Origin of the sequence: Sporocytophaga sp. (assembly GCF_017745095.1) — a bacterium.
Taxonomy (GTDB): Bacteria; Bacteroidota; Bacteroidia; order Cytophagales; family Cytophagaceae; genus Sporocytophaga.
In genome coordinates this window covers 19,771-36,915 of the sequence record NZ_JAGHZZ010000015.1, presented here as the reverse complement: position 1 = coordinate 36,915, position 17,145 = coordinate 19,771, and the positions used below count along the sequence as shown (strand labels likewise).

At 37.8% G+C, this 17,145-nt stretch carries 9 protein-coding genes; 6 read left to right on the top strand and 3 right to left on the bottom strand.

What is annotated here, in order from left to right; translation table 11 throughout:
• Nucleotides 1-45 precede the first annotated feature (45 nt).
• Both J7604_RS19315 and J7604_RS19310 read left to right on the top strand, forming a co-directional pair.
• Nucleotides 46-3,231, top strand: coding sequence for an efflux RND transporter permease subunit (locus tag J7604_RS19315; protein WP_293899346.1), 3,186 nt, complete (start codon nucleotides 46-48; stop codon nucleotides 3,229-3,231).
• Nucleotides 3,218-4,645 carry a TolC family protein gene (locus J7604_RS19310; RefSeq protein ID WP_293899344.1) on the top strand — a complete coding sequence of 476 codons (1,428 nt, stop codon included), beginning with the start codon at nucleotides 3,218-3,220 and terminating at the stop codon, nucleotides 4,643-4,645. The genes J7604_RS19315 and J7604_RS19310 overlap by 14 nt, the downstream gene beginning before the upstream one ends.
• A gap of 253 nt (nucleotides 4,646-4,898) precedes the next feature.
• On the opposite strand, the gene J7604_RS19305 is transcribed toward J7604_RS19310, so the two are convergent.
• Nucleotides 4,899-5,426: a hypothetical protein gene (locus J7604_RS19305; RefSeq protein ID WP_293899342.1), complete on the bottom strand. Its 528-nt coding sequence runs from the start codon at nucleotides 5,424-5,426 to the stop codon at nucleotides 4,899-4,901.
• A gap of 79 nt (nucleotides 5,427-5,505) precedes the next feature.
• The gene (locus J7604_RS19300) at nucleotides 5,506-5,934 is read right to left on the bottom strand and encodes a hypothetical protein (protein ID WP_293899340.1); all 429 of its coding nucleotides are present in this window, start codon (nucleotides 5,932-5,934) and stop codon (nucleotides 5,506-5,508) included.
• Nucleotides 5,935-6,177: 243 nt separating this feature from the next.
• On the opposite strand from J7604_RS19300, the gene J7604_RS19295 reads away from it, so the two are divergent.
• From J7604_RS19295 to J7604_RS19280, 4 genes are all read left to right on the top strand, one after another.
• Nucleotides 6,178-8,328, top strand: coding sequence for a hypothetical protein (locus J7604_RS19295; RefSeq protein ID WP_293899338.1), 2,151 nt, complete (start codon nucleotides 6,178-6,180; stop codon nucleotides 8,326-8,328).
• A 300-nt stretch (nucleotides 8,329-8,628) separates the two neighbouring features.
• Nucleotides 8,629-9,702, top strand: a complete 1,074-nt coding sequence (locus J7604_RS19290) for an efflux RND transporter periplasmic adaptor subunit (protein ID WP_293899336.1) — start codon at nucleotides 8,629-8,631, stop codon at nucleotides 9,700-9,702.
• Nucleotides 9,703-9,725: 23 nt separating this feature from the next.
• Nucleotides 9,726-12,884 (top strand): efflux RND transporter permease subunit, encoded by a 3,159-nt coding sequence (locus J7604_RS19285; RefSeq protein WP_293899334.1) that lies wholly within the window; start codon nucleotides 9,726-9,728, stop codon nucleotides 12,882-12,884.
• A gap of 21 nt (nucleotides 12,885-12,905) precedes the next feature.
• Nucleotides 12,906-14,327, top strand: coding sequence for a TolC family protein (locus J7604_RS19280; protein ID WP_293899332.1), 1,422 nt, complete (start codon nucleotides 12,906-12,908; stop codon nucleotides 14,325-14,327).
• Nucleotides 14,328-14,433: 106 nt separating this feature from the next.
• Here J7604_RS19280 and J7604_RS19275 read toward each other — a convergent pair whose 3' ends face one another.
• Entirely contained in the window at nucleotides 14,434-17,013 is a 2,580-nt protein-coding gene (locus J7604_RS19275; protein ID WP_293899330.1) for a T9SS type A sorting domain-containing protein, read from the bottom strand.
• Nucleotides 17,014-17,145: the final 132 nt, after the last annotated feature.

The following is a 17,145-nucleotide window of genomic DNA, read 5'->3' as shown; positions in this document are numbered from 1 at the left end:
GAAAAACATATATGGAGAATAAGTTAAATATTTAATAGGAAGAAGATGTTCAGTAAATTTATTCATAGACCCGCTCTCGCAATTGTAATATCACTTGTGATAATATTCTTGGGCGTACTGTCTATAAAAACCTTGCCTACATCACAATTCCCTGAGGTTGCTCCTCCGGTGGTGATGGTTAGTGCGTCTTATCCTGGCGCGAGTGCCAAATCGCTTGCTGAGTCGGTTATTATCCCATTAGAGCAGTCCATAAATGGTGCCTGGGGAATGAGGTACATGACTTCTGATGCTACCAGTGCGGGAGAAGCAAATATCCAGGTTGTATTTGAACCAGGAACTGATATCAACCAAGCTTTGGTGCAGGTTTCTAACCGTGTTCAACAGGTAACTAACAGATTGCCTATACTGGTGCAAAGAGAAGGGGTTGTAATTACTCCTGTAATTCCCAGTATGCTAATGTATGTCAACCTTTACAGTAAAGACAAGAATGCCAACATGAAGTTCCTGTTTAACTATGCAGGGGTTAACATGGTACCGGAAATTCAACGTATAAAGGGTATTGGTCAAGTTAGGATACTTGGTAGTAGGCAATATGCTATGCGTGTCTGGTTAAATCCAGACAGAATGCGTGCCTATAAAATTTCTCCAGACGAAGTAATGGAAGCTCTGAATGATCAGAGTGTTATAGGTAAGGCGGGTAGAATTGGTAGAGGAGATGCCAAACGTGCGGAAGCACTTGAATATGTTTTGGCATATTCAGATAGATTCAATGACCCGAAACAATATGAAAACGTTATCATTAAAGCCAATCCTAATGGTGAGCTTCTTAGATTGAAAGATGTGGCAACTGTTACATTGGGAAGTGAATATTATGATATTTATTCTAACCTGAATGGTTATCCTTCAGCAGCACTAGTACTTAAGCAAACTTATGGTAGCAACGCAAGCCAGGTAATTGATGAGGTGAAGACCAAACTTGAAGAATTGAAAAAATCTTTTCCTCCGGGAATGGAATATGAAATCAGTTACGATGTTTCCAACTTCCTTGACGCATCCATAGAAAACGTTATTCATACATTAAGGGATGCATTCATCCTAGTGGCTCTGGTAGTATTTATATTCCTTGGCGACTGGAGATCTACTCTTATTCCTACATTGGCCGTTCCAGTATCATTGATTGGAGCCTTTTTCTGCATGCAGCTTTTCGGGCTTACCATTAACATGGTTACATTGTTTGCGCTCGTATTGGCTATTGGTATTGTGGTCGATGATGCCATTGTGGTAGTGGAAGCCGTGCACGCCAAGATGCACGAAGAACATCTGTCGCCTTATATGGCAGTAAAAAAGGTTATTGGTGAGATTAGCGGTGCCGTTATAGCTATTACCCTTTTGATGGTATCTGTGTTCGTTCCTGTATCCTTTATGACTGGACCTGTGGGTACTTTCTATAGACAGTTCTCTATTACCATGGCATCTTCTATAGTTCTTTCAGGTGTTGTGGCACTTACAGTTACCCCGGTTCTTTGCGCAATGATATTGAAAAATGAGCATGGAAAACCGAGAAAGAGGACATTAATGAACAGATTCCTCGACAGCTTTAATAGAGGTTTTGAAAAACTTACAGACAAATACGTTGGCCTGTTAAAGTTGATTGCACACCGAAGATTAGTCACTGGAGTATTACTTGCAATATTTACCATAGGTATATATTTAATTGCTAACAACTTACCTTCAGGTTTTATACCAAGTGAAGATCAAGGAATGCTATATGCTATTATTCAAACGCCTCCAGGCTCCACACTGGAAAGAACAAATGACCTTTCTAACAAACTTGTGGAGGTGATTAATACGGTGGAAGGCGTAAAATCTGTTTCTTCTATAGCAGGTTATGAGGTACTTACTGAAGGTCGAGGATCTAATGCCGGAACTTGTTTGATTAACCTTAAACCTTGGTCAGAACGACACCATTCTGTAACTGAAATTATTGAGGAATTGGAAATAAAAGCCAAGGAAATCCCTGGGGCCACAATTGAGTTTTTCGATCCTCCGGCTGTTCCTGGATTCGGAGCTGCAGGTGGTTTTGCTCTACAATTATTGGATAAAACTAACAGTGGAGATTATAAGCAACTTGAATCAGTAACAAATGAATTCATCGGTGAACTGAAAAAACGCAAAGAGTTAACAGGTCTATTTACGTTCTTCAGTGCAAACTATCCACAATATGAGATTGATTTCGATAATCAATTGGCGATGCAAAAAGGAGTTTCTATCGGAAACGCGATGAATACGCTATCGACTTTTGTAGGTAGTACATATGAACTAGGTTTTATTAAGTACCAACGTTTTTTCAAAGTATTCGTGCAAGCAGCTCCTGAATATAGGAAGCTCCCTTCTGATATAATGAATCTGTACGTAAAAAATGACCAAGGTGAAATGGTTCCATTCTCTGCGTTCATGAAGATTACAAAGAAGCAGGGAGCCAATGAGATCAACAGATACAATATGTACAACACTGCAGGTATCAGAGGTGGTGCTGCAAGAGGATATAGTAGTGGTGAAGCTATCGAAGCAGTAAAAGAAGTAGCTGCTAAAACCTTACCTCATGGCTTTGACATAGACTGGGCAGCACTTTCATATGATGAAACAAGACGTGGGAATGAAGCTGTATATATCTTCCTTATTGTACTAGTCTTTGTTTACTTCGTTCTTGTAGGACAGTACGAAAGCTTCATCATACCATTGTCTGTTATTTTCTCTCTGCCTGCAGGGGTTTTCGGATCATTCTTAATGATTAAAGGAATGGGTCTTGCAAATGATATTTATGCTCAGGTAGGACTAGTAATGCTTGTCGGTCTTCTCGGAAAAAATGCCGTGTTGATTGTTGAGTTTGCGGTTCAAAAACAACAACAGGGCGCTACGGTCCTTGATGCAGCCATAGAAGGTGCCAAAGTTCGTTTCAGGCCGATTCTAATGACATCGTTTGCCTTTATCGCGGGATTGATTCCATTGGTTATTGCTCACGGTGCCGGTGCTATTGGTAACCGTACCATAGGTTCATCTGCTCTCGGAGGAATGGTTTTTGGAACAATTTTCGGCGTAATTATCGTCCCTGGTTTGTATTACATATTCGGCACAATTGCCGGTGGCCGTAAGCTTATCAGAGATGAACATGAAACCCCTTTAACTGAAGAAATAGAACACGTTGAAATTGAACACAATGCGGAAATATAAAATTTTTAAACACTTCAGGACAGTCGGTATTTCTCTCTTGTGTACTGCATGTATACCATCCATTACACACAAAACCGAAAATAAGACTGTACCTGCAAAGTATAATAGTCCAGAGGATTCGACAAATACGGCAAAGGTAAACTGGAAAGATTTCTTTCATGATCCTTATCTGAATGTCCTTATAGATACTGCTCTTAAAAATAACCAAGAGCTGAATATCATTACACAGGAAATCAACATTGCCAGAAATGAAATAAGAGCCAGAAAAGGTGACTACCTACCTAACGTTGATATCGGTGTTGGTGCTGGACTAGACAAAATGGGAAGATATACAAGACTGGGAGCGGTTGATGAAAACTTAGAAATCGCCCCTGGAAAACCTTTTCCCGATCCTTTTACAGACCTTATTGTAGCTGCAAGGGCCTCATGGGAAGTAGATATCTGGAAAAAACTTCGTAATGCGAAGAAGTCAGCAATGCTCAGATATCTTGCATCTTCTGAAGGAAGAAATTTCATGGTAACCAAATTGATAGCGGAAATTGCCAACTCTTATTATGACTTGTTGGCATTAGACAATCAATTGGAAATTCTTAAGAAGAACATTGAGATCCAGCAAAATGCCCTACACATCGTAAGAATGGAGAAAGAGGCTGCTAAAGTTACAGAGTTACCTGTAAGGAAGTTTGAAGCAGAAGTTCTGAAGAATCAAAGCCGCCAGTATGCTATTCTGCAAAGGATAACTGAAACCGAGAACTATATTAATTTTCTTGTAGGTAGATTCCCGCAACCTGTAGCAAGGAATGCTCAGAACTTCACAGAATTAGTCCCTGATTCAATACATACTGGTATCCCCTCTCAGTTGTTACAGAACAGACCTGACATTAAGCAGGCTGAACACAATCTGGAAGCAGCAAAACTGGATGTAAAAGTGGCAAAAGCTAACTTCTATCCTTCCTTTAGAATTACAGGAAGCGTTGGTTACAATGCTTACAACCCGAATTTCTTAATAAAATCTCCGGAGTCTATTTTATATACTCTGGCAGGTGAACTGGTTCAACCTCTGGTTAACAGAAATGGCATAAAGGCTTATTATAGTTCTGCTAATGCAAAGCAAATTCAGTCTGTTTACGATTATGAACGTACTGTTTTAAGAGCTTACATGGAAGTTTCCAATCAGGTAGCTAATATCAGCAACATGAAAAATAGCTACAACCTGAAAGTAAAAGAAGTTGAAGCCCTTACCAGATCTATTGATATATCAACAGGTCTTTTCAACTCTGCACGTGCAGATTACATGGAAGTATTAATGACTCAACGTGATGCACTAGATTCCAGGTTTGATTTGATTGAAACCAAAAAAGCTCAAATGAGTGCAATGGTCAATCTCTATCAGGCTTTAGGGGGTGGTTGGTAATTAAAACTTAATTTCATCAAAATGATTAAAAGCCATTTTACTGAATAGTAAAATGGCTTTTTCTTTATCTGTTCAAGCTATTGTTATAAAATTTTCAACACTATTATATTTCCAAAACTTGTAGACCTACTACTCCATGCTTTTGTCCCACCATAGAGAAAAGTAGATGCATCAAGCGCGAACTCAGGGGTACAAATTAGTTTCCTAAAACACATTTCGATCAGCTGATTATTATCATCAAATACGGCTAGTCCTAGTAGTTCCAGTAATCAATCGGTGATGATGCCGTTGTCTTAATCTGTCCTAGTATCAGTCTCTTTAGTAATACAAATGAATGAGTATAACGATCTTTAATTTCATGAATTGAAGACCCAAGCCAATTCGAATCATTGACTGCTTTCTGGAATTCGTTTTCATTTTTAAAATCCACTTTACCGGTTTCTTGCAATATTTGCATGCTTCGTTTTCGAAAGGTGTGCATCGTTGTCCCTATGAGATAATCTGATACAGAATTTATGTGACTCATAATTTGATCAATCAATCTCAAGACAATCTCTTTTCTTTCATCTGTGTCCAAAAAATCATCTAGTTCCATAGACATTCCCCCGTAAATCATTGGAAAAGATTGCAATGCCAACTCTACCTTAAACGCGGCTACCCAATCAACTGAATCAGCTTGATTGGACTCAATTTCATTAATCAAACACAATTGCATAGCTTCTACAAACCCATCATTTGCCCAGAAACCAAAATCTCCATGTCGTATAAAACTAGATGCCATAAAACCATACTTATTTGAAAGCTAAAATACAACCTTAACCTGAACCAGCGCTTGATTTTCACGTTCTTATAGCAGGTTTTTAATTCCCTTCTCTCAATTCTATGTCCGGAAATTTGTATTTGTTTTCTCTTTTGTCAAAGTGGACTTCATAGTTAGGCAAAGTGAAATCAAAATGTTCAGAAGCCCAAGTTGCTATTCCATAATAAAGTCCTTCTGATTGGAAGTCTGCCTCAGCAAACTCAACTTTAACAAGCTCAATGACTACAAATTTATCCGGTTCAATTCTTTTTTCAATTTCATTTGAAACCCATCGCAGTCCGCTAGTCAACATCAAGATCTCCTCTTCGACTAGTTTAATTCCTATAGAATTAGTACTTAATCCAATTTTGTCAGTCACAAAATATTGACTTGATTTCGACTCATCATCAATAAGTCTTGCAGTCAGCCGAATAGATATTCCCCATGTCGACTTCATTACTCTTAAAGTAATCGTTGATCCGTCTGTCATTTTTAAAATTGGCTATAACTTATTCATTATATATCAGGTGTATATATTTTTCATTTTTCCCTCTTAAAACATTTATTTAAGACTAATAAATTTAAGAATAAGGTGAAGAAAATGACTCTCTTCACCAGTTTATTGTGACTAAAAGACAAGTATTGAAAACCTGCGACATTTTTTACAGTGTAAAGAATTTGCTAATTTGACTTCCATTAAGTCAAAGTAATATTTCTATAAAGCTCATCCTCAGTGAACAATAATCATATCTGGAATTTCTCCACCGTTGGAGGTATAAAACGTGTAAACATTGAATCTGGTCAGGACCTGATACATTTAGGTTCGCTTGATCAAAAGTTATGGACAGCACTAAGCTGTCCTGTTAATGATCTTGAAATCGATCCAAAAACATTAGAACTTATTGATAAGGATAAGGACGGAAAGATCCGTGTGCCCGAAATTGTAGCAGCAGTCGATTGGGTTACGTCTATCATCAAAAACCCTGATGATTTATTAAAGCAAGAAGCAAACTTTCCCATATCAGCTATTAATGATCAAACCGAGGCAGGACGTAAACTTTTATCTTCTGCTAAAGTCATTCTAAAGAATATCAATAAAGAAGATTCTGAAATACTTACTGTTGAAGAGACATCTGACATTCCAAAAATATTTGCTTTATCAAAGTTCAATGGAGACGGCATAATTACAGAGGATACCACGAATGATCCAAAGCTTATTCAACTTCTCAAAGAAGTGATTTCCTGCGTGGGTTCTTCGACTGACAGAGGTGGTAAGCAAGGTATTTCTATTGAGCAGATGACAACGTTTCTGGAACAATGTAACTTATATGCAAGCTGGCATGATAAAGCCGATGCTTATACAGCCTCCATTTTTCCTTTCGGTGAACAGACAGAAGAAGCCTATCAATACTATACAACAATTAAATCAAAAATTGAAGATTACTTCCTGCGTTGCAAACTGGCAGCATTTGACCCTCGCTCTACAGATGTGTTGAACTTGCTTGTTGCCCGTGTTGAAGCCATTAGTACAAAAGATCTTTCAACCTGCATAGAAGAAATTGCAAGCTATCCTCTGGCGAAAATAGAGGCTAAAAAAGATTTGCCACTTTATACAGGAATTAATCCAGCATGGGAAACTACTATGAACTCATTTAACAAGTTCATTGCAAATAAACTATTCCCAAATCAGAAATCATTAAGCGAAGTCGATTGGAAAATTATATCAGATATCTTTACCGCATTTGTTCAATGGAAAGCAGAAGCGGTAGGAACATCAGTTTCCGCATTAGGTATTAACCGCGTGAGAGAAATTCTGTCCAGTAACCATCCTGAAGAATTAAAATCTCTGATAGCAGAAGATATAGCACTGGAACATGAAGCCAATAATATTATCTTAGTTGACCAGCTTGTCCGCTATTATCGTGATTTATATACCTTGCTGAAGAATTTTGTCACATTCTACGATTTTTATTCTCCTGATTCAAAAGCAATTTTTCAGGCAGGCACATTATATGTCGATCAACGTAGCTGCGACCTTTGTATAAAAGTTATTGATCTACCTAAACACTATACAATGAGCACCTATAGCGGTATGTTTTTAATATACTGTGAATGTGTATCCAAAACAACAAGTGAAAAAATGACGATAGCAGCGGCCTTGACGAATGGAGATATAGATAATTTAGTAGTTGGGAGAAATGCCTTATTCTATGACAGAGATGGCCGAGACTGGGATGCAACCATCATTAAAATCGTTGACAATCCTATCAGTATTGCCCAGGCTTTCTGGTCTCCATATAAAAAGGTTTATAGATTCATAGAAACACAGATCAACAAAATTGCCGCTGAGCAAGAGGCAAACGTAGAGACCAAATCTACCAAAGGCCTTGAAGATGCTTCAACTGAAATCACAACTGCAACTGCTCCCAAACCACCGGCACAGCCTTTTGATGTTGGAAAGTTTGTCGGAATTTTTGCTGCAATTGGTTTAGCCCTTGGTGCAATTGGATCTGCAGCAGTTTCTATTGTTGCAGGATTTATGGGATTAGTATGGTGGAAAATGCCATTAGCTTTCATTGGGCTTGTCTTAATTATTTCCGGCCCTCCTATGGTGATGGCATTTCTTAAGTTACGTAAGCGTAACCTTGCTCCTCTTTTAGATGCGAATGGCTGGGCTATAAACGCTAGAGCCAATGTTAATATTCCCTTTGGAAATACGCTTACCAATCTAGCTCATTTACCTAAAGGAGCAAAGGTTAACTTAAATGATCCATTTACTAAAAAGAAGCGTCCGTTCTTATCAATAGTACTATTATTATCCATCCTGATAGGCATCTTATTCTTTATTTTATGGAAGTATGGTTTTATACACCTTCCAAAATAGTTATAAGTTCTAGGTTATAAGTTTTAAGTGAAAAAGCCCGAAGATTATATCCTCGGGCTTTTTTATATCCTTAGCTGCATTCTTCCATTACTTTGGTTTAAAAACACAATTCCCTTATTTCCTTTCCCTGAATTCAAAATCCAGCCCTTTTATTGGACAACCTGCTTCCATAACTTTTTATTTCTTAGGGAAAAAAAGAGCAACACCACGTTCTTTTTAAATAATTCAAAACTTAAGCTGCCTCATTTAGTTAATTTTTCTCCTCTAGAGGGTAAACTATATAATTTTAAAGTAATCTGTATGATGAAGCTATATCTCATAGTTTTTCTGTGCGCTATGATATTTTTAGGATGTGAGTCTAAAAAAGAAGAAAAGGAAAGTACCACTAAATTTTTGGTAACCAGCCCTCTCAAAAAAGACACGACCATTACAAGGCAATATGTCTCTCAGATCCATGCAATCCAGCACATTGAAATTAAAGCATTGGAAAGCGGCTATCTCCAGAAAATATATGTAGACGAGGGGCAGAAAGTAAAGGAAGGACAACCCATGTTTCAAATCATGCCGGTCTCCTATAAAGCCGAATATCAGAAGGCTCAGGCTGAAGTCAACTTTGCAGAAATCGAATACAAAAACACGAAACTTCTAGCCGATAGTAACATCGTATCAAAAAACGAACTATCTATGTCTAAAGCCAAACTGGACAAGGCCAAAGCTGAATTAGCACTCGCTAAGACGCATTTGAATTTCACTGAAATCAAAGCTCCCTTCAACGGTATAATGGATCGTTTTCATGTAAGAAAAGGAAGTCTCATAGAAGAAGGAGATCTCCTTACAATACTATCAGACAATAGTACTATGTGGGTATATTTTAATGTACCAGAAGCAGAATATCTTGATTATAAACCTATGTCAAAGGATACTTCTATAAAAGTAAATCTGGAGTTGGCCAATCATAAAATCTTTGATTATCCCGGAAAAATTGAAACGATAGAAGCAGATTTTAACAATGAAACAGGGAATATAGCTTTCAGAGCCTCCTTCCCTAACCCTGACGGACTTCTCAGACATGGAGAGACTGGCAATATACTCATGACCGTCCCAATCAAAAATGCTTTGATCATTCCGCAAAAAGCAACCTATGAGGTCTTAGACAAGAAGTATGTATATGTAGTAGATCAAAACAATATTATTAAATCCCGAGAGATCAAAATATTAACAGAGATGCCTGACTTATATGTTATAAGTGGCTTAAGTGAAAAAGATAAAATCCTGCTTGAAGGGCTGCGTATTGTTAAGGAGGGTGATAAAATAAACTACGAATACCTTCCACCGGAGAAAGTAATCCCCAATCTGAATTTACATGCTGAGTAATAAATAAAATGTAGGAGGATAAGATGTTTAATATATTTATTCACAGGCCTGTATTTGCTATCGTTATATCGCTGGTCATTGTCTTTGTGGGCTTGCTCTCCATGTATTCTTTGCCCAAATCACAATTCCCGGAAATAGCTCCTCCGATGATTATGATTAACGCTTCTTATCCGGGAGCAAGCTCCACTGTATTAGTAAGTTCAGTACTCATTCCTGTGGAACAGGCTATTAATGGAGTTCCAGGAATGAAGTACATGTTTTCAACGGCTGCAAGTTCCGGAGAAGCGAATATTCAGATAGTATTTGATCTGGGAGAAGATCCGAATCAGGCCCTCGTAAATATACAGAACAGAATTGAGCAAATGAAAATGAGGCTGCCTTCATTGGTACAGCTGGAAGGTATTGTAGTACAACGAATGATGCCAAGCATGCTTATGTATATTAATCTATATAGCAAGAATGCTGGTGCCGACATGAAATTGATTTTCAATTATGCTTACATTAATATATTATCTGAACTTCAAAGGATCAAAGGTGTAGGACAAGCAAGAATTCTGGGAAGCAGGCAATATGCCATGCGTATCTGGTTAAATCCTGACCGCATGAGAGCTTATAATATAGGGACCGATGAAGTAATGAAAGCACTGGATGAACAAAGCATTATAGGTTCTCCGGGAAGGCTGGGAAGAGCTGACAGCAAGCGCTCCGAATCAATCGAATATGTACTAACCTATACAGGAAGATATAGCGATCCTGAGCAATACCAGGATGTAATCATAAAGGCTAGTCCCGATGGAGAGGTATTGCGCCTAAAAGATATTGCAACAGTGGAATTAGGGAGCGAATACTATGATATCTATTCCAACAAAGATCAATACCCCTCTGCGGCTATACTCCTTAACCAGACGTATGGAAGCAATGCCACAGCAGTTATTGAAAAAGTAAAAACTAAACTTGAACAGCTAAAAAAAACTTTCCCTCCGGGAATGGAATATGAAATCAGTTATGATGTTTCAAACTTTCTAAACTCATCTATAGAAGAAGTTATTCATACATTAAGAGATGCATTTATTCTCGTGGCGCTGGTTGTATTTCTTTTCCTTGGAGACTGGCGTTCCACGCTGATACCAACATTGGCAGTACCGGTATCTTTGATAGGAGCTTTTTTTGTAATACAAGCTTTTGGCCTTACCATTAACCTTATCACCCTGTTTGCCCTGGTACTTGCTATAGGTATAGTGGTGGATGATGCTATTGTTGTTGTAGAAGCCGTCCATGAAAAAATGGAAAAGGAACATCTTCCTCCTTATCACGCAGTTAAAAAAGTACTTGGAGAAATCAGTGGAGCTGTAATTGCCATCACCCTATTAATGACTGCTGTATTTGTTCCGGTAGCATTTATGACTGGTCCGGTCGGAATCTTCTACAGGCAGTTCTCCATTACAATGGCTGCGTCCATTGTTCTTTCCGGTATCGTTGCATTAACTCTTACACCGGTTCTGTGCGCTATGATACTCAAACATAAGCATGGCAAACCTAAGAAACAATCTTTGATTGATAAATTCTTTAATGGCTTTAACAAAGGGTTTGACAAACTTACAGCAAAATATTCAAGCCTGTTAAAACTTATAGTAAACCGAAGGCTCGTCACATTTGGAATACTAATAGCCTTCAGCTTAGGTATTGTGGTGATCACAAGAAATATTCCATCAGGCTTTGTTCCTTCTGAGGATCAGGGAATGATCTATGCTGTTATTCAAACACCTCCGGGCTCTACCTTGGAAAGAACTTACGATGTAAGCAGACAGCTTCAGGATATTGCTAAAAAAATTGAAGGGATAGAATCAGTTTCATCCCTTGCAGGGTTTGAAATCCTGACACAGGGACGTGGCTCTAATTCCGGAACCTGTCTTATTAATCTAAAACCATGGAATGAACGGGATCTTACGGTAAAGGAAATTATTGCAGAGCTGGAAGAAAAAGCAAAGACCATTCCCGGTGCACAGATAGAATTCTTTGACCCACCTGCGGTGCCAGGTTATGGTGCAGCCGGTGGTCTCGCAGTACAACTTCTGGACAAGAACAATGATGTCGACTACAATAAGCTTGGTGAAGTGACTGAAAAATTCATGGCTGCTTTGGAAAAAAGAAAAGAACTTACCTCATTGTTTACTTTTTACAGAACAGATTATCCTCAATATGAAATAGAGATAGATAATCAACAAGCGATGCAGAAAGGCGTCTCAATTGGCAAAGCAATGGATAACCTTTCTATATTAATCGGTAGCTCTTACGACATAGGTTTTATAAAATTTGGCAGATTTTTCAAAGTTTTTGTCCAAGCTTCTCCTGAATTCAGACGGCTGCCTTCAGACCTTATGAAATTGTATGTTAAAAATGACCGTGATGAAATGGTTCCATATTCCTCCTTTATGAAGATCAAAAAAACACAAGGGATATATGAAATCAACAGGTATAATATGTATACCACTGCATCCATCAGATGCGCTCCTGCAGCTGGATACAGTAGTGGTGAAGCAATAAAGGTTATACAGGAAGTGGCAGAGACAACATTACCTGAAAATTATGATATAGACTGGGCAGGACTCCAGAAAGATGAAGTTGAACGAGGAAACGAAGCTATATACATTTTTTTAATTGTTCTTGCCTTTGTATACCTAGTTCTTGCTGCTCAGTACGAAAGCTTTATTTTGCCACTTGCTGTTCTATTGTCATTACCAGTTGGAATATTCGGTTCATTTCTCCTGCTTAAGTTTATGGGATTGGCTAATGACATTTATGCACAAGTCGGATTGATTATGCTGGTTGGCTTATTAGGAAAAAATGCAGTGTTAATCGTAGAGTTTGCAGTGCAGAAGCAACGTGAAGGAGCATCTGTATATAGTGCAGCAATAGAAGGGGCAAGAGTTCGTTTTCGCCCGATATTAATGACTTCATTTGCTTTCATTGCAGGATTGATTCCTCTTGTATTAGCACATGGTCCGGGGGCCATTGGGAACCGAACCATAGGATCTTCCGCTCTGGGAGGAATGCTTTTCGGAACAGTGTTCGGGGTAATTATTGTACCCGGACTATATTACGTATTTGGAAACCTGGCTGCTGGCAGGAAACTTATACAGGATGAGTACGACAATCCTTTAACAGAAGAAATTGAACCCTGAGAAAGTAATCAGATGAGGACAATGAGACTTAATAAATATACTTTCATTTTATTCTTTACTATTTTCTTTACAGGTTGTATACCATCATTGGTACACAAATCCGAAAATAGAACAGTACCTGCAGCGTATAAAGATTCTCAGGACACCACCAATACTGCTAAAGTAAAATGGAAGGAGTATTTTAATGATCCTTATCTAAATCTCCTTATTGATACTGCATTAAAAAATAATCAGGACCTTAATATTGTGCTTCAGGAGATTAACATTTCTCAGAATGAAATAAGGTCAAGAAAAGGTGACTATCTTCCTTCGGTGGATATTAAAGCTAGTGCTGGCATAGATAAGATGGGTAGATATACCCGATTAGGAAGTGTTGATGAAAATTTAGATATAGCTCCCGGAAAAAGGTTTCCGGAGCCTTTCTCTGATCTTCTCCTTTCGGCAAGAGCTTCATGGGAAATTGATATCTGGAAGAAACTTCGGAATGCCAGAAAAGCAGCCATGCACAGGTACCTGTCTTCTATGGAAGGAAGAAATTTTATGGTTACCCAAATCATTGCTGAAATAGCAAATGCTTACTATGAATTGATGGCACTGGATAATCAACTGGAAACTCTTAAAAAGAATATTGAAATCCAACAGAATGCATTGAGAATAGTAAAGTTAGAAAAAGAAGCAGCTAAGGTCACTGAACTTGCCGTACGTAAGTTTGAAGCTGAAGTACTCAAAAACCAAAGTCGTCAGTTTGACATCATGCAGAGAATAACGGAAACTGAAAATCGAATTAATTTCCTTATTGGGCGATTCCCTCAGCCGATATTAAGGCATTCCGAAACCTTTATAGATCTTAAGCCTGATACAATTTATGCTGGTATTCCTTCTCAACTTTTAGATAACCGACCTGACATAAAGCAAGCTGAACAGGATTTACAGGCTGCCAGACTTGACATTAAGGCCGCCAGAGCAAACTTTTATCCTTCATTAAAAATCACCGGGGCGGCAGGTTACAATGCATATAATGCCCAATATTTCTTCAGTACTCCTGAATCGATACTATACTATCTTGCAGGAGACCTTGTCACTCCCTTGATCAACAGGAATGCAATCAAAGCATATTACTATTCGGCCAACGCAAGACAGATACGGGCAGTGTATAATTATGAACGTACTGTCCTGGAAGCCTATATTGAGGTTGCCAATCAGCTTGCTAATATCAACAACATGCAACAAAGCTTTAGTCTTAAGACACAGCAAGTGGAGGCACTTACCCGCTCAATCGATATCTCTACAACTCTTTTCAATTCTGCCCGGGCTGATTACATGGAAGTATTGATGACACAACGTGATGCACTAGATTCCAAATTCGAACTTATAGAAACCAAAAAATCACAGATGAATGCTAAGGTCAATATTTACCAGGCTTTGGGAGGTGGATGGAATTAAATCTCTAATATAGATCAGATAAATAAAAAAGAACCATTCTACTAATTGTAAAATGGTTCTTTCTCATAAGTCTTGAATGAGAGTTATTATCGTTTTATGCTTTCTCTTATTTCACTACAAGGACCTTCTCTACACCTAAAGCTTTTCCATTCAAATCGAATATTCTAAAAACATAAAGTCCGCTCAACCAATCTGATGTATTGATAATGGTTTCATTTGTTTGATACACTTGCTTTCCTGTAAAATCATATATTTCAGTGTAGGTTCCTTCAACACCTTTAATGTTGATTTGAGTGCTTGCAGGATTAGGATAAATCAGTTTGTTGTTTTCTTTCGGCCCCTCAACAGAGGCTACAACCGGATAATGACTTACAAAGGTATTAAAAACCTCATTGGTAATAACCGGATCATTTTTATCAAAGATAATTCCAGCTTTATTCCTGATTACCGTCATCTCAGCTATGTTTTTCTTAGGCTTTATGGTAAAACGTACAAATCCTTGAGCTTTTTCTTTATTAGTAGTACTATCAGGAAGCATGATATTTTCAAAATGAAAAATTACTTTGCCATCTTTATTAACTTCTGTAATTACATCGTGAGATGAGCCTTTAACCTCAAGCGTAGAAGCATCAAGGTTAACATCCAAAGTATCATGAATCGCAACAACATATGCGGTATCGTTTCCAGTATTTTCAAAACGTATTAAATAATCAAGCGGAGTGTTGAACAAGGTAAGATGATTATCCCCCAGTCCAATTGGGGTCACAGCTTTATCATTGGGATCAGTAGAGCATTTAACTGTAGTATTCAAGCTGTCCATATCGGAATGCACTAACAATCCAGATGAATAAAAATCGGAAATTAACTTAAATACCAATGGTTTGCCTACACTGTTTCCATTAGGAAAGGTAATGTCATACAAAAGCGTTTTAGAGTTAAAAGATCCAAGATCATTTACTTCGAAAACAAGTGTATCCGTAGTCTTTTCTACAGCATCCATTGAGGTAATTTTCACAAGAGGATCACCAATAAGAGTAAGTCTTACTTTTTCAATGTCCAGAATTCCCGGATTCTCAATTCTCAGGGTTGCACTTGCTGTGGTATTACAGCGAGGCCATGGTAAATAAAAATTTGTTCTAACCTCCGGTTTAAAATCACGGATAGTAAAACCAATCATATTGACTTCAGATCCTGAAAGGGTATATGGAAATTCTTTGGACACATAATCGAAAATAGAATCAGCCGGTATTTCAAGAATATATTGCTGTCCTGGCTCGGCAGCAAAACTGAAGTAACCGTTCTGATCAGCAAATACTTTTATACCTGCAGGCTTTATTTCCATAGCATATTTGTTAATCCCAACCTCTTCGGCATCTTTAATACCATTTCGATTGGTATCATAGAATAAAATACCTTTCATAAAATATTGGTTTCTGTTCATACGCCAGATGTAAGGGTATTCCCCTCCTACATATAAATAGCTGGAATCTGCAAGCACTACAGAGCCATTGAATTCTTCTGGCATACGCACCTTTGTTGTATCCAGTTCGTTTTTTACTATAGTCATATAGCTTTCGCCTGCCTTAACATAGGTGGTATAATAGTAAAATTTATCTCCGTTGAGCTCTTTATACATGAAGGAGTTATGAACACCTGTTTTGCCTTCAAACTTCACAACTCCATTTTGAAAGCTGAAATGCAACTCTTCCATACGATTTCCATCACCTCCAGAAACAGTCAACATGGAAATGCCATTTTCAAGTGTTTTACTCCAATAATCATATTCATTGTAGTAATCTAAGGCATCACCATCAACATAATCAGTAAATTTATAAATGGAAACTTGCCCCTTATATGTCACCACCAGACCTCTTGTATAACTATATGCAAAGAAATCCCTATTAAATTCATCTATAGAGGAAAGGGTACCAAGGTCCGGAGTAGGCCCGAAATCAGATGTTTCCAAAGTACCAGAATTAAGCATAAATCGATAGGACTTTTGGGTTCCTATCATGTAGACCGCGTTGGATGTAGTAAGTATATAGCCCGCCGAAATCGGGTCATCTGGCAATAACTTTTTCCATACATCTTCAGCATCCCTGTATATATATGGAACACGATCCATAAAAATGATCAAATAATCTCTCCCTTGAATAACTTGCCCCATAGAGCCTGTAGTAAGATGTTCAGCCATAGTATATTCTTTAAAAGAATTTACTTTATCAAAACGAATTAATCTGTCCGTCTTACGTATCCAAATATAATTGTCAGTCTGAAATACTCCTGTAAAGTTAGACGCTGATGTCAATACATCTCTCATAACTGACTCTGAATAAAACTTCAAAGTTGTTCCGTCACAATAGCCCATATAATTGGTATATCCCTTTTCTGCTGATCCAGAATATCCAAACAGAGCAACAGTACCATTGGGAAAAACACCTAAAGTGAAATTAGCATCGGGAAAATTCTCAAACTTAGTAGTGTCTGTTCCGTGTATCTTCCATAGACTTTTTTTCTGATTATTGAGAATCCATTTATTACCAAGACTATCTACATCTGGATCAGGAAGTATGAAGTCTTTAAATGGATGCTTAATTTCAGCGCCATGAAAACGTTCCCATGTATTCATCTGAGCATTAGTCAGTAATGGAATCAGAGAAATCAAAAAGAAAAATATTTTTCTCATCAGGTGTTTAAAAATTAAAAAGTAAAACTTGTATCTGCCATCATTAACTGGTTTGGCATTACTGTAAAAATATACATTTCAATTGAAAAACGGTAAACCGAAAAACTGTAAATTCACAGAAGAGTGGTATTT

Coding starts and splice junctions, on each gene's coding strand:
- J7604_RS19315 (WP_293899346.1), top strand. CDS start 46: ATGTTCAGTAAATTTATTCATAGACCCGCTCTCGCAATTGTAATATCA.
- J7604_RS19310 (WP_293899344.1), top strand. CDS start 3,218: ATGCGGAAATATAAAATTTTTAAACACTTCAGGACAGTCGGTATTTCT.
- J7604_RS19305 (WP_293899342.1), bottom strand. CDS start 5,426: ATGGCATCTAGTTTTATACGACATGGAGATTTTGGTTTCTGGGCAAAT.
- J7604_RS19300 (WP_293899340.1), bottom strand. CDS start 5,934: ATGACAGACGGATCAACGATTACTTTAAGAGTAATGAAGTCGACATGG.
- J7604_RS19290 (WP_293899336.1), top strand. CDS start 8,629: ATGATGAAGCTATATCTCATAGTTTTTCTGTGCGCTATGATATTTTTA.
- J7604_RS19285 (WP_293899334.1), top strand. CDS start 9,726: ATGTTTAATATATTTATTCACAGGCCTGTATTTGCTATCGTTATATCG.
- J7604_RS19280 (WP_293899332.1), top strand. CDS start 12,906: ATGAGACTTAATAAATATACTTTCATTTTATTCTTTACTATTTTCTTT.
- J7604_RS19275 (WP_293899330.1), bottom strand. CDS start 17,013: ATGAGAAAAATATTTTTCTTTTTGATTTCTCTGATTCCATTACTGACT.